The 21946-nt window shown below is 48.1% G+C and carries 23 protein-coding genes, 1 pseudogene and 1 riboswitch; of the genes and pseudogenes, 21 read left to right on the forward strand and 3 right to left on the reverse strand.

All coding sequences use genetic code 11. The features are described from left to right. The first annotated feature begins 106 nt into the window (after positions 1-106). Positions 107-214: riboswitch (TPP riboswitch) on the forward strand. 148 nt (positions 215-362) lie between these two features. The 5 genes from thiM (at position 363) to ACTOY7_RS01435 (ending at position 4131) form a co-directional block, all read left to right on the forward strand. Continuing rightward, positions 363-1184: a hydroxyethylthiazole kinase gene (gene thiM / locus ACTOY7_RS01415; protein ID WP_160282432.1), complete on the forward strand. Its 822-nt coding sequence runs from the start codon at positions 363-365 to the stop codon at positions 1182-1184. A gap of 90 nt (positions 1185-1274) precedes the next feature. Continuing rightward, positions 1275-1916, forward strand: a complete 642-nt coding sequence (thiE, locus tag ACTOY7_RS01420) for a thiamine phosphate synthase (RefSeq protein WP_300884410.1) — start codon at positions 1275-1277, stop codon at positions 1914-1916. A 15-nt stretch (positions 1917-1931) separates the two neighbouring features. Then, on the forward strand, positions 1932-2786 hold the full coding sequence (gene thiD, locus ACTOY7_RS01425; RefSeq protein WP_482670495.1) for a bifunctional hydroxymethylpyrimidine kinase/phosphomethylpyrimidine kinase: 855 nt from the start codon (positions 1932-1934) through the stop codon (positions 2784-2786). A gap of 183 nt (positions 2787-2969) precedes the next feature. Continuing rightward, positions 2970-3317, forward strand: coding sequence for a CidA/LrgA family protein (locus ACTOY7_RS01430; protein ID WP_160282435.1), 348 nt, complete (start codon positions 2970-2972; stop codon positions 3315-3317). A gap of 121 nt (positions 3318-3438) precedes the next feature. After that, positions 3439-4131, forward strand: coding sequence for an LrgB family protein (locus ACTOY7_RS01435; RefSeq protein WP_482670494.1), 693 nt, complete (start codon positions 3439-3441; stop codon positions 4129-4131). Between the two features lie 107 nt (positions 4132-4238). On the opposite strand, the gene ACTOY7_RS01440 is transcribed toward ACTOY7_RS01435, so the two are convergent. Further along, positions 4239-5105: an AraC family transcriptional regulator gene (locus tag ACTOY7_RS01440; RefSeq protein WP_394682650.1), complete on the reverse strand. Its 867-nt coding sequence runs from the start codon at positions 5103-5105 to the stop codon at positions 4239-4241. A gap of 440 nt (positions 5106-5545) precedes the next feature. Here ACTOY7_RS01440 and ACTOY7_RS01445 point away from each other — a divergent pair, with 440 nt between their 5' ends. The 15 genes and pseudogenes from ACTOY7_RS01445 to ACTOY7_RS01515 all read left to right on the forward strand — a co-directional run bounded on the left by ACTOY7_RS01445 (position 5546) and on the right by ACTOY7_RS01515 (position 18416). Further along, the gene (locus ACTOY7_RS01445) at positions 5546-6034 is read left to right on the forward strand and encodes an ABC transporter substrate-binding protein (RefSeq protein WP_394682649.1); all 489 of its coding nucleotides are present in this window, start codon (positions 5546-5548) and stop codon (positions 6032-6034) included. Next, positions 5997-6680, forward strand: a complete 684-nt coding sequence (locus ACTOY7_RS01450) for an extracellular solute-binding protein (protein WP_394682648.1) — start codon at positions 5997-5999, stop codon at positions 6678-6680. The genes ACTOY7_RS01445 and ACTOY7_RS01450 overlap by 38 nt, the downstream gene beginning before the upstream one ends. Positions 6681-6804: 124 nt before the next feature. Beyond that, positions 6805-7449 carry a carbohydrate ABC transporter permease gene (locus ACTOY7_RS01455; protein ID WP_482670493.1) on the forward strand — a complete coding sequence of 215 codons (645 nt, stop codon included), beginning with the start codon at positions 6805-6807 and terminating at the stop codon, positions 7447-7449. A 91-nt stretch (positions 7450-7540) separates the two neighbouring features. Continuing rightward, a complete protein-coding gene (locus ACTOY7_RS01460; RefSeq protein ID WP_482670492.1) occupies positions 7541-8095 on the forward strand; it encodes a glycoside hydrolase family 36 N-terminal domain-containing protein in 555 nt (184 codons plus the stop codon). A gap of 31 nt (positions 8096-8126) precedes the next feature. Then, a pseudogene (locus ACTOY7_RS01465) lies at positions 8127-9713 on the forward strand (alpha-galactosidase); the annotation flags it as partial. Between the two features lie 131 nt (positions 9714-9844). Further along, positions 9845-10093: a type II toxin-antitoxin system prevent-host-death family antitoxin gene (locus ACTOY7_RS01470; RefSeq protein ID WP_394682645.1), complete on the forward strand. Its 249-nt coding sequence runs from the start codon at positions 9845-9847 to the stop codon at positions 10091-10093. Between the two features lies 1 nt (position 10094). After that, complete coding sequence (locus ACTOY7_RS01475; RefSeq protein WP_482670491.1) at positions 10095-10394, forward strand: type II toxin-antitoxin system RelE/ParE family toxin; 300 nt, start codon at positions 10095-10097, stop codon at positions 10392-10394. 242 nt (positions 10395-10636) lie between these two features. Further along, positions 10637-11641, forward strand: a complete 1005-nt coding sequence (locus ACTOY7_RS01480) for a LacI family DNA-binding transcriptional regulator (protein ID WP_482670490.1) — start codon at positions 10637-10639, stop codon at positions 11639-11641. An 84-nt stretch (positions 11642-11725) separates the two neighbouring features. Continuing rightward, positions 11726-12196, forward strand: coding sequence for an RpiB/LacA/LacB family sugar-phosphate isomerase (locus ACTOY7_RS01485; protein WP_482670489.1), 471 nt, complete (start codon positions 11726-11728; stop codon positions 12194-12196). Further along, positions 12193-12768 (forward strand): SIS domain-containing protein, encoded by a 576-nt coding sequence (locus ACTOY7_RS01490; RefSeq protein ID WP_482670488.1) that lies wholly within the window; start codon positions 12193-12195, stop codon positions 12766-12768. The genes ACTOY7_RS01485 and ACTOY7_RS01490 overlap by 4 nt, the downstream gene beginning before the upstream one ends. A 16-nt stretch (positions 12769-12784) precedes the next feature. Next, a complete protein-coding gene (locus ACTOY7_RS01495; protein ID WP_482670487.1) occupies positions 12785-13867 on the forward strand; it encodes an autoinducer 2 ABC transporter substrate-binding protein in 1083 nt (360 codons plus the stop codon). Positions 13868-14008: 141 nt separating this feature from the next. Beyond that, positions 14009-15496 carry a sugar ABC transporter ATP-binding protein gene (locus tag ACTOY7_RS01500; protein WP_482672113.1) on the forward strand — a complete coding sequence of 496 codons (1488 nt, stop codon included), beginning with the start codon at positions 14009-14011 and terminating at the stop codon, positions 15494-15496. Between the two features lie 12 nt (positions 15497-15508). Next, positions 15509-16522 (forward strand): ABC transporter permease, encoded by a 1014-nt coding sequence (locus tag ACTOY7_RS01505; RefSeq protein WP_482672453.1) that lies wholly within the window; start codon positions 15509-15511, stop codon positions 16520-16522. Between the two features lies 1 nt (position 16523). Continuing rightward, entirely contained in the window at positions 16524-17507 is a 984-nt protein-coding gene (locus ACTOY7_RS01510; RefSeq protein WP_482671993.1) for an ABC transporter permease, read from the forward strand. Between the two features lie 21 nt (positions 17508-17528). Further along, positions 17529-18416: a D-psicose 3-epimerase gene (locus ACTOY7_RS01515; RefSeq protein WP_482671994.1), complete on the forward strand. Its 888-nt coding sequence runs from the start codon at positions 17529-17531 to the stop codon at positions 18414-18416. 160 nt (positions 18417-18576) lie between these two features. Here ACTOY7_RS01515 and ACTOY7_RS01520 read toward each other — a convergent pair whose 3' ends face one another. After that, positions 18577-19755 carry a HipA domain-containing protein gene (locus ACTOY7_RS01520; protein WP_482671995.1) on the reverse strand — a complete coding sequence of 393 codons (1179 nt, stop codon included), beginning with the start codon at positions 19753-19755 and terminating at the stop codon, positions 18577-18579. Between the two features lie 372 nt (positions 19756-20127). Here ACTOY7_RS01520 and ACTOY7_RS01525 point away from each other — a divergent pair, with 372 nt between their 5' ends. Next, complete coding sequence (locus ACTOY7_RS01525; protein WP_482671996.1) at positions 20128-21447, forward strand: DUF6070 family protein; 1320 nt, start codon at positions 20128-20130, stop codon at positions 21445-21447. 107 nt (positions 21448-21554) lie between these two features. Here ACTOY7_RS01525 and ACTOY7_RS01530 read toward each other — a convergent pair whose 3' ends face one another. Further along, positions 21555-21845, reverse strand: a complete 291-nt coding sequence (locus ACTOY7_RS01530) for a hypothetical protein (protein WP_160282438.1) — start codon at positions 21843-21845, stop codon at positions 21555-21557. Between the last annotated feature and the right edge of the window lie 101 nt (positions 21846-21946).

The raw sequence follows: 21946 nt of genomic DNA on the forward strand, positions 1-21946 counted from the left end.
GCAGTTACTGTTCACACGGTGTCGTGCACTTGCTGCACGGTGTCCGGCCGATAAAGGTTTTGATGATTGACAAACCCCAGCACCAGTGTTACACTGAAAAAGCAAAATAAATACTCAGGGGAGCTTGTATCGGCAGGCTGAGAGGAAGTAATCAACTTCGACCCTTATACCTGATGCGGATAATGCCGCCGTAGGAAGTCTGAGCTGATTTTTTTCGGAGATACCGTACCAGGTATCTCCTGTTTTTTTGCGCATAGATACGAAACGGTATCAAAATTGTAACTCAACAGGGTCAAAATCATTCCAACCGCACAGGTGGAAATCATTTTGCCCGTAGCACAACTGTACGAGGAGGTAATCAGATGCGAAAGGAACTGCTTGAAAATGTCAGAAATTCACACCCGCTGATCCACAATATCACCAATTATGTGACCGTCAACGACTGCGCCAATATCCTGCTGGCCTGCGGCGGCTCGCCGATCATGGCGGATGATGTGGAGGAAGCGGAGGAGATCACGTCCATCTGCGGCGGGCTGAACATCAATATCGGTACACTGAATCAGAGAACCATTCCCGCCATGCGAAAGGCCGGGATCAAGGCAAACGAGCTGGGGCACCCGGTGGTATTGGATCCGGTGGGGGCCGGCGCGTCCAGGCTTCGTACCGGCACAGCCATGGATCTGCTGGAGCATGTGAGATTTTCGGTCATCCGCGGAAATATTTCCGAGATCAAGACATTGGCGCTGGGGAGCGGCAGCACCAGAGGCGTGGACGCGGATCTTGCGGATGCGGTGACAGAAGAAAATCTTGCGGAGGCAGCAGCATTCGCAAAAGAATTTTCCGGGAAAACAGGGGCGGTGATCGCGGTCACGGGAGCCATTGATATCGTGGCCGATGAAAAGACGGCCTATTGCATTTTCAACGGACATCCTATGATGAGCAGCATCACAGGAACCGGATGCCAGCTTACCGCCCTGACAGCGGCTTATGTCACAGCGAATCAGGAGCACACGCTGGAAGCCGCTGCCGCCGCGGTCTGCGCCATGGGAATCTGCGGGGAAAAAGCACGGCAGCGCATGACAGAGCAGGACGGAAATGCATCCTACCGCAATCATATCATCGACGCGATGTGCCATCTTACAGGAGAGGAACTGGAGCAAAAAGCGAGATATAAAGTATTATAAGCGATATCCGGAACCGCGGCGTAAGCAGACAAGTCTGCGGCCTGCCGTTTGGAACAACTGCCGACTATTTGAAAGCGAAAGGAGAAAAAAATGAAATGCAGAAAAGAAACCATGCGCCTGTACGCTGTTACGGACCGCGCGTGGACAGGAAAGCAATCTCTGATGGAGCAGACAAAGGCCGCTCTGAAAGGCGGCGTGACCTGTGTGCAGCTCCGGGAAAAGGAACTGGATGAGGAAAATTTTCTGAAAGAAGCCCTGGAAATGAAGAAGCTCTGCGGGGTATACGGGATCCCGTTTTTTATCAATGACAACGTAGAGATTGCGGTAAAATGCGGTGCGGACGGTATCCACGTGGGGCAGAAGGACATGGAAGCCGGAAATGTGAGGGCGCTCGTAGGGGAGGAGATGATGATCGGAGTCTCCGTCCAGACTGCGGAGCAGGCAGCCGCGGCCCAGGAAGCGGGAGCGGACTATCTGGGAGTAGGAGCGGTATTCAATACCACCACAAAATTGGATGCCAGCGAGGTATCTTACGAGACTTTGAAAGAAATCTGTGAGACAGTATCAATCCCTGTTGTAGCCATCGGCGGTATCTCGAAGAAAAATATGCAGGAGCTTTCCGGCTCCGGGGCAGACGGGGCGGCGCTGGTATCGGCCATATTTTCTGCAGAAGATATCGAGGAGGAATGCAGGGAACTGCGCAGACTGGCGGAACAGACTTTTTCAAAATAAGTAGGAGGAAAACAAATGAGGACAGCATTATCCATCGCCGGAACCGATCCCACCGGAGGAGCCGGTATTCAGGCAGACTTGAAGACAATGACCTTGAACGGGGTATTTGCCATGAGCGCGGTCACTGCGCTGGTCGCACAGAACACCACCGGAGTAATCGGGATCATGGAGGTGACTCCGGAATTTTTGCAGAAACAAATTGACGCGGTATTTGAGGACATTCGTCCGGATGCGGTCAAGATCGGCATGGTATCATCCGCCGGCCTGATCGAAACCATTGCGGATCGGCTCAAAGCGTATCAAGCGGAACATATCGTAGTGGATCCGGTCATGGTCACTACCAGCGGTTCCCGGCTGATCGAGGAGGAAGCAGTGCAAACACTGGAAAAAATGCTGCTGCCTCTGGCATCGGTCGTGACTCCCAACATTCCGGAGGCGGAGATCCTTTCCGGTCTGCCCATCTGCAATGAAACGGATATGGAAGCGGCTGCGGAAAAAATCAGCAGGACATACGGATGCACCGTACTGTGCAAAGGCGGCCACAGTGTCAATGACGCCAATGACCTGCTGTTCGCAGAGGGAAAAGGCACATGGATCATGGGTGAACGCATTGACAATCCAAATACACATGGGACCGGCTGCACTCTGTCCAGCGCCATTGCCGCGAATCTTGCCAAGGGGCAGGGAATGGAAGAGGCAGTCCAAAACGCCAAGCGATATATTTCCGGAGCGCTTGCGGATATGCTCGATCTGGGTGCAGGCTGCGGCCCCATGAACCATGCGTTTGACCTGCACAGTAAATTTGCAAAGCTGCATGTGACACCTTGGCCGTACACTGTTACTGGAGCACCCAAAGGGTGTGAACAGTAACACTGACTGGGCAGGAAGAAGCACATCTTTAAAAATCAGATTGCCTGTAAGCGCATTTTCTGGTATATTAAGAAAGCAAAATAGTACCTGTTCAATACCTTCACAAAGATGCTGTACAGTATATTTCCGAAAATACGGTTTTGAACAGTTACCAAAATGATGCGAAAGAAGGGAATTAATCTCATGAAATATATCAGACAATCTGCGATCATCCTTTCGGTGACCTGCGTCGGCGAGCTGTTAAAATATCTTATTCCGCTTCCGATCCCGGCCAGTATTTACGGACTGCTGCTGTTGTTCGCCCTGCTGTTTTTCAAAGTGGTGAGACTGGACCAGGTGAAGGAGGCGGGGGAATTTCTGATCGAGATCATGCCGCTGATGTTTATCCCTCCGGCAGCAGGGCTTCTGGTATCCTGGGAGCAGATGCGGGGAATGGTGGTTCCGCTGTGCGTGATCATTCCCGCAACTACCTGTCTGGTCATGCTTGTGACCGGAAAGGTGACAGATTTTATGCTGAAGCACAAAGATTAGTAGGCGCGGGAGCAGATCATTTAAGTGATACGAATTTCCATGTATCATCAACCGTACGGGTGGAAATTTTGTCCTGCGCAAAGCAGCAGGTAATTGAATTTCCCAGGAAAGGAAAATAAAAATGAATGAGTTTTTTCTGGAATCCGCCACATTGGGAGTCGTTCTCAGCCTGGCGGGGTATTTTATCGGAACGGCGGTAAAAAAGAAATGGAAGCTGCCCATCCTGAATCCGCTGCTGATTGCCATTGTGCTGGTAGTCGCGTTTCTTGCCGCATTCAAAGTAGATTATGACGCCTACAACAGCAGCGCAAAATATCTCAGCTACCTGCTGACCCCGGCCACGGTCAGCCTGGCGATCCCATTGTATCAGCAGATCGAGCTTTTGAAGAAGCATGCGGCGGCTATCTGCATTGGAATTCTCTCCGGCGTGCTGACAAGCCTGGTGTCGGTCCTCGTTCTGGCCGTCCTTTTCCGGCTGACCCATGAGGAGTATGTGACATTACTGCCCAAGTCCATTACCACCGCTATCGGGATGGGCGTATCGGAGGAGCTGGGGGGATATGCGGTGATCACTACGGCTGTGATCATCATTACAGGTGTGTTTGGAAATATGGCCGCAGAGACCCTGTGCAGAGTATTCCGGATCAGGCATTCTATTTCCAGGGGGCTCGCGATCGGAACCGCTTCCCATGCGGTGGGGACAGCGAAGGCGATGGAAATGGGGAAGATCGAAGGAGCCATGAGCAGCCTGGCGATCGTGGTCAGCGGGCTCTGTACCGTTGCGGGGGCGGTTGCGTTTGCCTCGCTTTTATAAAAAAGCGGCGGCGTTAGCAGACGTTAGAGTGTGTAAGCACGGTTTTTGCGAATGGATGAGTAGGTTGGAGGCTCTTTAGAGCATCCAACCGTACAGTTGGTATTTTTTCAATTAGACTCTCTCTCTTTCTCCCTGCCCTGCTGCGCTTTCCGCCACTGGCTCGGCGATACCCCGTAAGTATTTTTAAATGCCCTGGAGAAATGCAGCTGGTTCGGATACCCAACCGCACTGCCGATATCCTTAATCGACAGACTGGTCGTTTTCAGAAGCTGCGCTGCCTTGTTCATCCGGTAAGTGATCAGAAATTCCTGGGGGCTGACGCCCACATGCTCCCGGAAGATCTTGCACAGGTAGTTCCGATGGATCTTGCAGGACTCCGCAATCCCCGCAATGGTGATATCATTCTGAAAATTCTGTGCAATATAGCTGAACGCCCATTCCAGATAATAGGTACTCATCCCGCTGGTGGACGGCGTGGTCCTGGATGCGGAGGAACGCATCAGGCAGTCCATGAACATGTACAGGTGGGACAGCAGGTTAAAAGGCGTTTCCGTGGGATGATGCGCGATATACAGCATGGATTCCTTCAGCTTGGCGGAATAAATCTTTTCCGAGGACCGATATACCGGATTATTGATCGAAAGCCCGGACAGCATGAGCGCTTCCTTTGCGTGCATGCCGTCAAATTCGATCCAGGTATATTCCCAGGGATGCTTCTTGTCTGCAGTATAGGTGGTGATCTGCCCCGGCACGATCAGGAAGCCCTGGTTGCTGCGGATATGGTATGTATGGTCCGTTCCGTTCTCATCCGTAGCCTGTAGGGTCCCGCAGCCTGAGATGACATAATGAAATAGATAATGAGAGCGGATATGCGGGCCGTAAGAAGACAAAGGGTCATTCTGCGCATAACCGAACTGGTAAATGCACAGGTCAATAAAAGTCTGATTCTGTAAAACATAAAAAATGTCATTCATACATGAATCACCCCATTCTTACAGTTGGATGATCTCTGTATCATCCAATTGTACAACTGAAATTTATTTTATCATGAAGCATCGGATTATTCAATCATTCACTGGTATGATTTTCAAGATATACCATAAAGCACATGAATATGCATTTTTGACAAGAAAGTGTGCACCAGGGTATATAACTAGATTGCGCCGGATATTCCAAAAAGTCATTTCTTAAAATATAATAAACACAGTCCAACAGAGATGGGCGTAAAGTCAAGAAGAACCGGCCGGTTCGAAAGAAATTCAGTTATAAGAAAATTTAATATGTATTTTTGGCCTCAAATGAAAAATATTTGATTTGGGTATATTTGTTGATGCCATTTTAGGATGCGGCATTGCCCGCATTTTCAATCTGCGCAAGCGGATGAGTTGCAAATACGGATGGGAGGAACGTAAAAATGAACAAATGGGTAAAAAAAGGAGTTTCTGTATTCTTCGCGGCGTCGATGGTAATGGGATGCCTGGCAGGCTGTGGTTCAGGCGGTTCAGGCGGAAGCGACGGAGGAGCGAAGAGCGGAAAGCTGATCTTCCTGATTTGGGATTCGGGACAGAAGGCAGGTATGGAAGCCATCGCAGACGCATACACAGAGAAGAATCCGGATGTGAGCATCGAAGTGCAGGCGACCGGATGGGATGAGTACTGGACCAAGCTGGAGGGCGCGGCGACAAGCAATACCCTGCCTGACATTTTCTGGATGCATTCCAATCAGATGTTCAAGTATGCGGATAACGGGATCCTGGCGGACTGCTCCGAGATCATCAATGAGTCCGATTATTCCGAGATCGCCGTAGCAAATGCGAAGGGAAGCGACGGCAAGGTATACGGCGTGCCGAAGGATAAGGATACGATTGCGTTTCTCTACAATAAGCGGAACGATTTTAAATGAGGACGGCACGAAAGCAAACTATACGGATCCGGCGACTGCGGACGCGATCGAGTATTTTGTAAATATCCAGAACAACGACTGGTGTCCGACCCAAGCACAGTTCGCGAATACGGGCGCATCCGAGTTGTTTTTCTCCGGCGAGGGCGCAATGTACTATGCAGGCAACTGGGATCTGGCGAACCTGTGCAATACCTATACGGATATGAATGGAAAATGGGATGTGGCAGTGCTTCCGAAATGTCCGGATCCGGCAGACGGCGACGGACGTGCAGTCATCTCCAACAGTGTTTCCTATGCAACGGCAGCGGAAGGCAAGAACAAGGAGCTGGCAATGGATTTCCTGGCATTCCTGGGCTCCGAGGAAGGGCAGAGGATCCAGGGGGAATCTGGTGTTGCGATCCCGGCATACAATGGACTGGAAGAAACCTGGGTAAAGACATTTGAAGATAACGGATTTGAACTCAGTGTGGGGAATCTGATCAATGCATTTGATTACAGTGTAAAATATGTCAACAACCCGTCCCGTCCGGACTGGGAACCGAGGGTAGAGCAGATCATGCTGGATATCTATGCGGGAACGCTGAATGTGGATGAAGGAATCCAGAAAATGCAGGATTCCGTGACCGAGGCGATCGAGGAGTATTGATTCAGGCAATCCATTTGCTGTGCAAATTGGTTACAAGTACGGGAATTGCCCGCATTAAAAATCTGCTTCGCAGATGGCGGGCAAGTAGGCAATCCATTTGCTGCGCAAATTGGAGGTATACAGGATGAAGAAAAAACAGGGAATGTCCACATTGCTTACCTATGTGGCATTGATCATCGGAGCAGTCATCATGATCTTTCCATTTATCTGGATGCTGCTCACCGCGTTTAAGACCAATGCGGAGGTCATGCAGATCCCGCCGACGATCCTGCCGTCGAACTGGAATATGGCTTCCTTTGCAAAGGCCACCGACCTTCTGCCCTTCGGAAAGCTGTATCTGAACACGATTCTGATGATCGTGATCCGCGTAGTCTGCGCGGTGGCTTTCTGCTCCATGGCAGGATATGCATTTGCAAAATTAAATTTTAAAGGAAAAAATGTGTTGTTTACGCTGATCATCGTCCAGCAGATGATCCCGGGGCAGACCTTCTATAAGGTTATGTTCCCGCTGACCCGGTCTTCCGTTGCGGCCCTGACCGTATTTACCGCCGTGTTTGCGTACACGGACCTGATGTGGCCCCTGATCGTCAATACGGATATCAACGCAACCACATTGTCTGCCGGACTTTCCAGTCTGAACGGACAGTTCAGCACCAATTATCCGGTGCTGATGGCAGGCTCTCTTCTGGCAATGCTGCCGATGGTGGCGCTGTATCTGGTATTCCAGAAGCAGTTCATCGAAGGCGTGGCCATGACCGGAGGAAAATAAAGCCTGTGGGGGAAAGGAGAAGTTCCGGTTCACTTGTCGGCCGGCGTGGTGATTGGCTGGCAAGTGAACAATAACAAGGAGGAAGCAGCTCATGAAAACAATCACGATACAGACAAAGCATACGACTTATCAGATCGGCATCCATCCGCTTGGCTTTTTACTGCATTTGTATTACGGCGCGAGAGTAGAAAATGATATGAGCTATCTGCTCCAGTACTATGACTGCGGGTTCGCGGGAAATCCATATGACGCGGGAGGCGACCGGGGCATGTCCCTGGACTTTCTCCCCCAGGAGTTCCCCTGCTATGGAACCGGAGATTTCCGGAGCGCGGCGTTCAGCCTGCGGAATGAGGAAGGCATCTTCGGGGCGGACCTGCGCTATCAGAGCCATGCGGTACGTACAGGAAAGTATGCCATCCCGGGACTGCCTGCGGTGTATGATACGGAGGAAGCGTTGCAGGAAGAACTGGAATACTGCGGAGGGCAGTGCGGCTTTGAACAGCAGGGCCTATATGGAGTGCAGGATTCCGGCCCGGAGCAGGACATGTGCGAGGCGAAGGGCCGCAGTACAAAACATAGTTTTTTTGAGGAACGGTATTTCTGTGAAAATGAAGAATCGTCTTCGGATCAGAATCCTTGCGGCTGAGCCCGGGGGGCGTATACGGTGGAGATCACCCTTGCGGATCGGAATGCTGGACGAAATGATGGATTATCCGCTGACGCCCGGGGAATGTCTGTACACGCCCGAGGCGGTGATGGCCTATTCAGTGGACGGGCTGGCGGCATTGTCCCACATTTACCACGAGATGATCCGAAACCATGTATGCAGAGGGATTTATAAAAATACAAGAAGGCCGGTGCTGATCAATAACTGGGAGGCCACGTATTTTCACTTCACCGGGGAAAAAATTCTGAAGCTTGCAGAGCAGGCGGCGGAGCTGGGGGTGGAAATGCTGGTTCTGGATGATGGCTGGTTTGGCAGGCGGGACGACGACAACAGCGGCTTGGGCGACTGGGCGGTCAATGAAAAGAAGCTGGGCGGCACACTGCCTGAGCTTGTGGAAAAGATCAACGCCCGGGGCTTAAAATTCGGAATCTGGATCGAGCCGGAAATGGTGAATGAGGACAGTGACCTTTTCCGGGCACATCCGGACTGGGCCTTCCGGATTCCGGGACGCAGTCCGGTCAGATGCCGGAACCAGCTTGTACTGGATTTTTCCAGAAAAGAGGTGGTGGATCATGTGTTCCAGCAGATCGCGTAGGTCATGGATTCGGCCAATGTGGAGTATATCAAAATGGATATGAACCGGAGTATCTGTGATGTATACACCAGCCTGGCAGAATCGGGAAATGCGTCTGGACGGCCGGAGCGGATCTGTGATGGTGTCCGGAACCCGGCATACCAGAATTACGCAAAGGTGATGCACGGGTATGTGCTGGGCGTCTATGATTTTCTGGAACGCCTGATAAAACGATATCCCCGCATTCTGATCGAGGGCTGCAGCGGGGGCGGCGGCAGATTCGACGCGGGAATGCTGTACTATACCCCGCAGATCTGGTGCAGCGACGATACGGATGCCATCGAGCGGATCCGGATCCAGCATGGAACCTCCTTCGGCTATCCCATTTCCGCGGTAGGTTCCCATGTATCCGCAGTGCCCAACCACCAGACAGGAAGGACGACGAAGTTTCGGACAAGGGGTGTCGTTGCCATGGCAGGCACCTTCGATTATGAACTGGATCTGGAACTGCTCACGGAAGCAGAGAAGGAAGAGATCAGGCAGCAGATCCGGGATTACAAAAAGTACGGGGAGCTGATCAACCAGGGAATCTATTACCGTCTCCACGATCCTGAGACAGACAGGGAGGCCACGGCATGGTGCTTTGTTTCCAAAGATCAGACCAAGATGCTGCTGAACGTGGTGTCATTGGATGCCCATGGAAACGCGCCTCTTACATATATCCGGTGCAGAGGGATTCTGCCGGATGGCGTGTATCGGTGTGAAGCGGAGGCGCGGGACGTGAAGCCTTATACCGGTGTGGAGCCCCGGGCAGATCACAAAGGTATGGAAGGCCGGATATTTGACGGAAATGCCCTGATGCATGCAGGGGTTCCGGTTCCCATGGAACTGGGCTTGTCCGTTGTCGTCCACGGCAAGGGCAGCAAGGGAAAGAGCTATGCGGAATATCAAGCGGAAAAGACGGATACCAGTTGCATATGCGGGGTATGGGGCGCTGTGCGTGAGGGTAGTATACCGGTGTGAATTTAGTAAATTATAGAACCGCTAAAAAATGTTCAATAGAAGCTGTAAAAATTTACGTTGAATATTATGACTTTTTAGGTATAATAAAAGCAGCAGAAATAATATGAAATTAAGGAAGGAGCTAAAAGAATATGGCAAATATTTTACCAGTATCTGATTTGAGAAATTATAATGAAGTCCTGAAGAATTGTCATAAAGGAGAACCGGTATATTTGACCAAGAATGGAAGAGGCCGTTTTGTAGTCATGGATATTGAAGATTATGAGAGTGATCGTGCAGAGAAAAAGCTTCTGATGAAGCTGCAGGAAGTCGAAGAGGCAGTGAAAGACGGTGAAGGCTGGCTTGATCTGGATGAATTGAAATCACTTATGGGGGAATAGAATGTTAAAACTGAGGATTAATCCGATTGTTGCAAAGGATTTGAAGGACATCCGAGATCGTATTGCTGAGGATAATGAAGAATATGCTGCAAAGACCATAAAGGAAATTTACGGCAAGTTTGAGAATCTTCAGATGTTTCCAGGAATGGGTTCGGATCTGTCCAAAAGAGTCAGCTTTCGGACAGATTATAAATATGCGATATGGGAAGATTATGTGATCATATATAAATTTGGAAATGAGTTTGTAGAGATTTATCGCATGGTCAATAGGTATCGGGAAATTACGCGAATCTTTGAATGAAAATATTGAACATAAATAGTATATGAAATTTGAAAAAGAAAAATGAGAATTCTATTTTGGATTGAAACCGGTTTTAAATTTGGCGCATTTTCATAAAAAAACAGTCCCAAAAGTAAGAGAATTTTATTTAAAATTGTGCAAAAGATAGAAAAGCAAAAAAACTATTGACGAAACCAGAAAAAGAGATTTATAATGCTCTCATGATGAAACCGGTTACATCATGAGGCGCAATGAGGAATGTCATGAAGAATATAACAATATCAGATATTGCGGTGAAAGCCGGAGTGTCGAAGGCGACGGTATCAAGGGTGCTGAATTCTCCGGAAATGGTAGAAGGCAGTACAAGAGAAAGAATTGAATCTATTATGAAAGAGTACAATTATACACCATCTGCAACAGCACAAAACCTGTCAAAAAGAGTATCTTCTACGGTGGGCGTGATTGTCCCGGAGATCAGCAACAGTTTTTTTGGGACACTGTTTTCCGGAATTGAGGAGATTACGAATAAGAACGGACTGTCGTTACTTTACTGCAGTAACGAGGACAATGAAAAGAAGGACAGTATGGCATTAGACTTGATGAGGACGCAGAGGGTCAGGGGTGTGCTTTATGTCCCGGCGGATAATTATCCGGCGATGGGAAAAAAGAAAAAGGTTCAAAAGGAATTAGAAAATTTGAGCTGCCCGGTAATCTGCATAGACAGGGATATCGCACTTCCCTTTGATACCATCCATTTTGACGACAGGACAGCTGTGAAAAATGCTGTGATTGCACTGGCAAAAGCAGGACATCAAAAAATCGCAGTGATCAATGGAAATCATGAAAGCAATATTTTGGCGTCAGAACGATATAAGGGCTATCTCGACGGTTTGAGAGAGGCGGGGCTGGAAATCAGGGAAGAACTGATATACCAGGGTACATATAAACAGTCCTATGCGTATTTGGCTGCAAAGGAAATCTTTCAGAAACAGGACCAGCCAACCGCAGTGATCACCTGCAACAACAGCCTTGGGAAAGGATATCTGCAGGCTGTCAGAGAGAATGGAAAAACAGATTCCTATACACACGTAAGTCTGGATAAAATAGAAATGCTCGATCTTTTAGGCATTCCTCATAACTATATTGAGCGGGATTCATATGAGCTTGGAAAAAGAGCGGCAGAGCTTCTGATCAGCAGAATCGCATTTCCGGAAAAACGGATACAGAATATATTGCTGGAAGCTCCGCTTATCCGGGAGACTTTCTAAAAAGAAACGGCGGGAATTTCCCGCCGGCTTCTGCAAATTTTTTTTGACTTATATGAAACCGGTTACATTCAGAGGAGGAAATTTATGAAGCTGATTTTTGGATGTGATCCGGCAGCGTTTCACTTCTATAAGAGGCTGGTCGCTGCTATGAAAAAAGAAGGATACGAAATCGAAGATGTAGGATGTACATCTTCGGAAGAACCAGACGGAGGAAAATTTGCCGAGATCGCGGAAGCCGTTGCGGAAAAAGTAATCTCCGGAGAGGGCGATTATGGCTTTCTGATGTGCGGTACCGGACAGGGAATGGCAATGGCTGCAAATAAGGTGCCGGGGATCAGGGCGGTGCTGTGCTATGATGTCCTGCCTGCTGTTCTGAGCAAAAATGATAACAATGGAAATATTCTATGTACCGGTGCGTGGATGATGGAAAAACAGGGGATTGAGTTTACCATGTCCATGATCAAAGCATGGCTGTTCAGCAGTTATACCGGCACGCACGAGGATGGAATGGCAGCACTGAAACGTTTGGATGATAAAAAATATGAGGTGAGATGATGCAGGGATTTCAGGAATTGTCAAAAGGTGCGCTTGATGAACTTACAAAAGTATTTGAGAGGGTCGATGAAAAAGGGATCCGAATCCTGCTCGATAAGATCAAATCGGCAGACCGTATTTTTTTATTAGGTGCGGGAAGAGAAGGCATTTCTACAAAGGCATTTGCAATGCGTCTGATGCATCTGGGAAAAAATGCGCATTGGATATGGGATGATACGACTCCGGCGGTTCAAAAAGGCGATTTATTTATCTGCGCCTGCGGCAGTGCGGACGTATCGCATGAGAATACAATCTGCGGAAATGCGAAGAGGGAAGGCGCGTACCTTTTACTGGTAACTCCCTCATCAGAAGGCTTCCTGCTGTCGATTGCGGATGCGGTAGTTAAAATTCCGGCGATGGCATACAAAGCTGTATATCATTTGGAAGAGGAATATGTACCGACTGCCCAGATGATGGGAAATCAGTTTGAACAGGCACTTTTGATATTTTTTGATGTGATCGTAATGATGTTAAAAAATGAAATGGGACTTACAAATGAGGACATGGAAAAGAGACACAGAAATGTGGAATAAAAAGAGGAGGTATCTTATGAAAAAGAAATTATTTGCAATTATGTTATCAGTATCTATGATCATTGGTCTGGCGGCCTGCGGTACTACTTCAGGGACATCATCGGATGATGGAAATACGGAAGTATCGGCAGATTTATTTGACACAGCTCAGTATAAATCAGAAAAAGATTCTTCGGAATACACCATTGCCGTGGTAGTAAAAGACGGAACCTCAGATTGGTTTAAACGTATGGAAACAGGGGTGAATGAGTTTGGGGAAAAGATGGCTGTGAATGTAATACAAAAAGGACCGGCAAATGCGGATGCGGCCTCACAGGTTCAGCTGGTTGAGGATATGATCAACCAGGGGGTAGATGCAATCTGTGTCGTTCCAACAGATCCCGGTGCGTTAGAATCCGTGCTGAAAAGCGCAATGGAAAAAGGAATCGTAGTGATCAGTCACGAAGCCTCTGACCTGAACAACACGCTTTTCGATGTGGAGGCATTTACGGCGGAGTCCTTTGGGCAGACCATGATGCAGGAGCTTGCGAAGGCAATGGGGGAAACGGGAGATTATGCGCAGATGGTTGCATATACGACATCTACGACCCACATGGAATATTCCAATGCGGAATATGAATATCAGAAAGAGAACTATCCGGATATGCAGCTGATCAACGATACCGTACCATCGGCGGAATCCTCTGAAAAGGTAGACACGGCGTATCAGAAAGCAAAAGAGCTGTTAAAGGCAAATAACGCTCTTGCAGGATTTACCGGCGCTGCATCGGTTGATATTTTGGGAGAGGCACAGGCTGTGGAGGAATTAGGACTTTCAGAACAGGTATCCATCGTAGGCGTTGGGACGCCGAATGCATGTAAGGATTATGTAAATAACGGAACCATTGATTCGGTATGCCTGTGGGATCCGGCACTGGCCGGCTATGCGATGTGCAATGTGGCATACCAGGTGCTGAGCGGTGAAGAAGTAGGCGAGGGATCCGATCTCGGATGCGAGGGGTATCAAAGTGTTAAGATGGTAGAAGGAAAGAACAGGTGCCTCCTGGGAGATGCTCCCCTGATCTTAACAAAAGACAATATTGAAGAATACGATTTTTAAACATTTGGATCTCGTTGTATACAGAAAATCTGCCGGCGGCAAGGGTTTCTGTATCGTCTTTGGGCGGCCTGGTACATGGGAGACGGGCCATATACAGGCCGCCCGGTCTGAAAAGCTATTTTGAAAGGAAGTGGCGATGATATGAATGAGAATGTACTGTGCGTAAAGGGGATTAGAAAATCCTTTGGCGGTGTCCATGCGCTCAAGGGAGTGGATCTGACCATAAAAAAGGGAGAAATACATTGTCTGGCAGGGGAGAACGGATGCGGAAAGTCTACGATTATCAAGGTGGTCTCCGGATTTTATCAGCCGGATGGGGGAACCATTGAGATTGACGGCAGGGAATATACGAATCTGAAACCGGCAGATGCGATTGCGGCAGGAATTCAGGTGATTTATCAGGATTTTTCCATATTTCCCAATCTGACAGTGATGGAAAACCTGGCATTTAACCAGGTTCTTGCGGAAAAGAAGAAATTTGTAAACAAGAAAGAGTACAGAAAAATTGCGGAAGAGGCAGTGAGAAAAATAAATTTTGATGTGGACCTGGATGCAAGAGTCGAGTCTCTGCCGGTTGCAGATAAACAGCTGATTGCGATTTCCCGGGCGCTTTTGCATAATGCGAAATTAATCATCATGGACGAGCCGACGACTGCTTTGACAAGTAAGGAAGTAAAACGTCTGTTTGCGATCATCAACGAATTGAAAGAAGAGGGGATTACGATCCTGTTTGTTTCACATAAGCTGGATGAAGTATTTGAGATTTCCGACAGTATCACTATTTTGAGAAGCGGAGAAAATGTGCATAGCTGTCCGATCCAGGAGATGAATGAAGAAAAATTTACATATTATATGACAGGAAGAAATTTTGACGCAATTCCGGAGAAGAAGCTCCAGAGTTTTGAGGATAAAGACTCATTGCTGCGGATCAGCAGCCTGTCAGCTCCTGGATTTGAGGATATCAGTTTTGATCTGCGGGCAGGGGAGATCCTGGGGATTGTCGGACAGCTGGGAAGCGGCCGTACAGAGTTGAGTCTGGCATTGTTTGGGATGCTCAGGCCATTTTCAGGAAGCATTTTTGTGGAAGGAAAAGAGGTTCATTTGGATTCCGTAGCAGATGCTCAGAAATGTGGAATTGCTTTAGTATCGGAGGACAGGCTTACGGAAGGTTTGTTTTTGCCTCAGCCCATCTATAAAAATATTGCGGTCACATGTCTGGACGAACTTGCCGGATTAGCAGGCTTTTTAAAGGAGGAGGACGAAAAGGCATTGTCACAATCCTGGGTGGATGATATCGGAGTTGCTACGAAGGATCATACGCTTCCGGTATCTACATTGTCCGGCGGTAATCAGCAAAAGGTAGTATTGGCCAGATGCCTGGCAACAAAACCAAAGGTTTTGATCCTGAACGGGCCGACAGTAGGCGTGGATATCGGGGCAAAATATGATATCCATAAGCTTTTGAGGGAACTTGCAACAACCGGGATGGCAATTTTGGTCGTTTCAGATGATGTGGCGGAAGTCTCGGCACTCTGTGACAGGGCAATCGTTATGAAAGCAGGACAATTTTCCGGAGAGCTGACGGGAGAAGATCTGAATAACGAGAATTTGTACGGAGTGACCGCTTAGGAGGAAGGAAAAATGGATAAAAAGATTAAGAGGGCAGTCAGGCAGACAGAGTTTTATATCCTTTGTATCATCATTGTATTTGCAGCAATCATTCAGATTCGATCCGGACAGTTTTTTACCAGCAATAATATTATGGATCTTGTAAGGTCCATGATCGTACCGGGAATTTATGCGGTCTGTGCGCTTTTAAGCTTTGTAAGTACCGGGGCGGACGTATCGTTTCCGTTGATTGCGGCATTGTCCGCATATATATCGGTTATGGCTGGAAATGCATGGAATCTTGGAGTTGTACCGGTTTTTTTGATCGCCGTCCTCACTGGATGCCTGATCGGATGCATCAATGGCTTCTTTATAGTAAAGTACCGCTTTAACAGCCTGATCGTAACGCTGGGAACCTCCTCGATCTGCAGCGGAATATTATTTGGCGCATTTGAAGCAGGCCGCACGGAGTTGCCGGAGAAGCTGTATGCGCTGAGCAAGATCAATATTGCGACGGTGAAAAATCAGGAATCCGGCCTGGGTTCCGCATTACCGGGGACATTTATCATTATGATCGTGCTTTATGTGATCGCATATTTTATTTTGAATTATACAATGGTCGGAAGAAGCGTATACGCATTGGGAGGAGACGAGGTCAGCGCGGAGCGGGCAGGCATCAATGTCAGAAAGGTACGTTTCGGTGTGTTTGTAGTCAATGGAGGGATTGCGGCAATCGCAGGATTGTGTTATGCAATGATGTCTTATTTTTATATGCCGAATGAATATGCGGGGGCAGAGATGCTGGTGATTGCAGCAGTCATTCTGGGAGGAACCAGGATGTCCGGAGGAGTAGGGACGCTGCGAGGATGTCTTTTGGGAACATTTCTGATTACTATGGTAAGCAACAGCCTGATCATGTTTGGTATCTCGGTATATTGGGAAAAGGTTGTGATCGGAGCAATTATTATCGTCGGGACAGCAATTTCAGCGATGCAGGCGCAAAGAGCCGGCAATCCATTTGCAGTACGCAGGAAAAAGGAGGCATAACATGGAAAAGATATTGAAACAAAAGAAAAGAGAACTTCCTTTTGATGAAAATGTAAGACGCTTGATGGTCATTCTGATCGTGCTGTTGATCATAACAGGTGTTACAAAATCAACCGCATTTGTGAATTTAAGCAACTTTCAGTCTATTGGAAAGCAGCTGACAGAATACGGATTGATGTCACTGGGAATGGGAATCTGCATGCTGAGCGGCGGAATTGATCTTTCTACCGTATATGTAGCAAATCTGAGCGGAATCTGTGCCGGGCTCATTTTCCAGACAAATATGCCGGGCAATGTTGCGCTTGGATGTCTGGCGGCTCTTTGTGCAGGTGCACTCTGCGGAACCTTTAACGGTATCCTGATCAGTCGTTTCCATATTCCGCCTATGCTTGCAACGCTGGGGAGTTATGAACTGTTTATGGGGATTTCTGTGGTATTATCCGGCGGAAGTACCGTATCTGTAAATGGAGAGATCGAATTGCTGTCGGGCCTTACGATTTTAAATATACCGCTTCCTTTTATCATTTTCATATTATGTACGGCGGTGCTGGCGTTCATAATGGGACAGACAAAGTTCGGAATGAGAGCCTATCTAGTCGGGACAAGTGATAAGGCAGCCAGGTTTGCGGGAATCCATGTGAATGCTACTATTATAAAATGTTATATGATGTCAGGACTTCTGGCAGGGATCGCCGGGCTGATCAGTTTGTCACGGCTCAATTCCGCAAAAGCGGATTTTGGAACCAGCTATACAATGCAGACAATTTTAGTTGCGGTCCTTGGCGGCATCAATCCCAACGGAGGAGCCGGCAAAATGTCCGGGATTGCGTTTGCGGTTATTATATTGCAGCTGCTTTCCTCCTACCTGAATCAGTTTCCGGCTATCAGCAATTATTACAGAGATTTGATCTGGGGGGCGGCATTGCTTCTGGTTCTTGTGTTCAATGTGGAGATTTTGCGAAGAGCCGGCAGAAAAAAGTCTTGACATAAAGGAGGAACTGAAAAAATGCAGCATGGTATTTATTATGCCTACTGGGAGCATGAGTGGGATGGAGATTATAAGTATTATATAAAGAAAGCGGCCGCACTGGGATTTGACATTTTAGAGATTGCGGCAGGTCCGTTGCCTGGATATACAAAAAATCAGCTGAGAGAATTGAGAAAATGTGCGGAGGAAAACAGAATAAGACTGACAGTTGGATATGGACCGGCTCCAGAAAACAATATAGCATCTCCGGATGCCTCGGTTCGGACGCATGCACTGGAATTTTACAAAGACCTTTTTGAACGTATGGAGGAAATCGGTTCGGACCTTCTCGGAGGCGCTTTATACTCCTGCTGGCCGGTTGACTATCGTGGTACGATCGATAAAAAGGGGGACTGGGAACGAGGAATCGAAGGGATTGCCAGGATGGGAAAAGCGGCGGCCCAATATGGGATCAAGACGCTGGGATTGGAATGTCTGAACCGTTTTGAAAATCATGTGATTAATACTTCTGAGGAAGGAACGAGGTTTGTAAAAAGTGTGCGGGAACTGGAAAAGGAAGCAGGAAATGTGAAGGTGATGCTGGATACCTTTCATATGAATATTGAGGAAGAAAGCATCAGTAATGCAATCCGTACGGCAGGTGAACTGCTGGGACATTTTCACACAGGAGAATGCAACCGTATGGTACCCGGGGCAGGACGTATGCCATGGAAAGTGATCGGTGATGCCCTTAAGGAAATCCATTATGACGGCACAGTCGTTATGGAACCATTTGTAATGCCGGGCGGCCAGGTTGGAAAGGACATTAAGGTATGGCGGGAGATCGTGCCGGACATCAGTGAGAATGCCCTGGATGAAGATGCGAAAAAGGCCCTGGAATTTCAGAGAAAGATTTTTGAAATATAGAAATGCGGCAATGCATCTAAAATAGAATGATTGAAAGCAGAAATTCAATGGTTAAATCCGGAGGAACAAGCCTTAACGTATGCCTGCCAATCTATAGATTGGCAGGTAATTTTGCTGTTTTTTGCTGCATCCTTTGCAAGTCCATTGACAAGCAATCATTCTACGCCCTGTAATGATACAAGCTTGTTCCCTTTAGAATATTGCAGATCTGGCGGTTCACAACCTGTTCCAGCATGAGCATCCGTTCCTCCGGAAGATCAAATTCCCCATCCCGCCGAAAATGAAATCCTTTCAGGTTCAGCAATTCCTGTCTAAGCTGCGGGGTCAGCAGGCTGTGAGCCGCGGTATTAAAGTCCGTCCCAATTCTTGGAAGCTGCTGCTTTAGATACTCCGGTACTTCCTCCAGCGATCTGCAGCCGTACAAAAGACTGCGGTTGTGATCAAACATCGGCGCCATACCAAGAATTTCCTGTGTACGGTTGTCCACCGTGAAGCCATAATTTCCCGCATGGCGGTCTTCATTTATGACCAGTGCGTCCAGCACGATCATTCTGCGGAACGCATCCTCAAGCCCTAATTCAGAAAAATATTCCATCAGATAGGAGATTTTATTATGTTTCCGCCCATCTAACATTTTTATTGCCGGAACATATCCTTTTGCTTCGGATGTAAACAATGGACAAAAGGAAACAATCTTTCCATGCCATTCTCCGATCTCATAATGTACCGCCTCCGGACAGATCACCTCCGCGAGCTGCGAAGCATAAAAATCGGAAAAAGGCTCGATCCCGCAGGTGTCGGATCCGGTTTTCAGCAAGTATATGTTACTGGCCGCAGATGGACTTGGCGCGCTCTGTGACGAATCCGGCCCATTCTGTGGCTCTTTCCGGCGGATCCAGCATTTTGCATAGAATCCGTCTGTCCCGTATTCCGGCGATGTGGAGGAAAAATCGGTTTCATAATCTCCACCGTCAAACGCAATCTGCGCGATCACTTCATTGAAATCATTTTGGTAAAGCGATACTTCTTTCCAGCACAATCGGCTCTTGGCGGGTTTGACCCAGAAAGTATCATTCAGGCTTAACGCCTTTGACACCCGGAGAAATCCTTCCAGATCCTCGCATCCAGCCCGGCGCAGAAGCTTCAGGATGTGCTTCCTGTGCTTCGGAGCCTGCCGATGCGCGATAAAACTCTGGATATCCTCGAATCCCGGCGGGAGCAAAATGTCGACAACCTCCTGCTCTTCCAGCAATACCTCTCCATATTCGTTTTTCGCAGATGTAAACAGCATTACTTTTTCATCTCTGTTCATCAGGAAATATTCCTGCCGTTTTTCCATAAGCTCCGACTCCTTTCCAGCCCTATCATCTGAAATAGTTCGGATGTTCATTTTTTTGTTTATTATATTATACTTCCGAAAGAAACACAACAGGACGCACTTTTTTTACACAAGCTCCATGGCAGCAGTCCGATTAAGTACAGGGAGCGTGAGCTTAAACTGGCTCGCCATCGGACGTGGGGAACCGTGCGGTTTTTTGCTGCCATATTGACTTCCACTTTCTGCTGCTGTAAAATTTAGAAATACTGCAAACACAGTTTTTAAGTAGATATAGAGTTACAGGTCATGCCTGGTCAGGGTGTGGCCTGTAACGAGATAGAACAGCAGCAATATGAAAAATACAGAGGCAGAAACAAAAGGAGGTCAGGCAGCATGACGATCAAAAAGAAAAACAAAATGATCCTTTTTATCATATTGACAATGACCCTGTCTGTAACGACCGGATGCAGTGATGCTCATAAAGCGGATCCGGCGCAGGGTAAGAAAATGCAATCGATAGTAACGAACGCTCAGGAAGATATCAATGCAGATGAAGATTTTACAGAAGCATTCATGGAGCGGGAGCAGCCCGGAATGGAAGAAGCGCTGGAAAAGGGCTATAACCTCCCGCTCTCGCAATCCGCAGAGGAAGAAGCGGAAGCCGACTGCAAAAAAGCCATGGAGAGGATCCGCGGTATTTATGCGGGATCAGACAAAGGGGACTCACTCAATCCCACACCGGACGGGGAATCCATTTCTAAAATGTATGAAGCCCTGCAGGAGACCGGCTGCCCTGTGACTGCTGCGGGTTTTCACTACACCATGGGAAACTATGAAAAAATGGAACAGTTCCTGGAAGAATGCCTGGATGGAAGCGAAGGTGAACTGACGCTCTACTATATCACTGCAGGCGGAGGAATCAACAGGAGCCGGTTCCTTTTTGATGGTACGCAACTGTATGTGATCGACACGATATCCACATGGAACGCGAAAGACGATCCGGCGATCGCAGGCAGCTCGCTCAACAGGATCAAAGACTGGAAATACACGGAGAAAGGCTGGTTTGCCTATGAATACTGCATGCCCGAATACCCGGATGTGACAGAGCTTGCGAACGGACACAACCTGCTCCGGGTAAAGCCCATGGAGGAAGAGTACATAAGAATCGCGGAAGAATATCTGCTTCCCATCGGGTATCTGGGCAACAACCTGCTTCGTTCGAACTGGGATGCCGGGCATCTGGAAGAACTGGACTACAACGGCCTGTACGAGTACTTGTTTGCTTTAAAATATGAAAAGTCAATGGGGCTGGGAACCTATGCGGACGGGATTCCGAAAGAAGAATTTGAAACGCTGATGACAGAATATCTGCCTGTAACCGTGGAAGAGCTTGCCAGGTATGCGGTATATGACGGGGAAAAACAGACCTATGGATGGAAACGGTTGGGGCCGCTGACCTACATGGCCAACTGGTTCAGCAATTCCATCCCGGAGGTGAGAGAGATTCAGGAAAATTCGGACGGAACAACGTCGCTTACGATCGACGCGGTCTGCGAAGCCATGGGGGAAGACCGCGTGATGAGCCATGTGCTTACGCTGCAGATCCGGGAGGATGGAAGCGCTAGGTATCTGGGAAACCAAGTGCTTGAGGACGGGCTGGAAAAAATCACCGAATATCAGTACAGGCTGCCGCAGACAGACGCGGGGCTTTGACTCTCACGGCGGCCGTCAAATATCTGTGTAAGAAAGGCTCGTTACTTCTCGGAAATAGAAACGGAGCGGCAGATTTATCCGACGCTCCGTATCATATACAATTTCAATCACTGTCTCTGCTTAAGCTTCGTGGGCACTGATATTGATGGTAATGTTATCCTGGGGCAGATCCTCCATGCTGCCATCGTCCTTACAATTCCGTCCCTCTGCTCTTGTGAGATGTCATTTCCCTGTTCGGTATATAAGGTTACGGAAACAGCAGAAGCGGAAAAGTCAGCACTGTTGAAGTCATGGATACTGACCAGTGAATCGCTGCCTTCAACGATGGACTGGATCACTTCCTGCAAACTCCTTTCTAAGTCGGCCTGTTTAACTTTTTCCTTGTCTGCATCATCCATTTCTGCCTGCTGTCCTGCCATATATTGCGCATATGTAATATTATCGGTATTGCGCTCATCGGCTAATTTGCGGCTTTCATTCAATTTACCCGAAATTATAA

The sequence above is a fragment of the Schaedlerella sp. genome, from assembly GCF_056796775.1.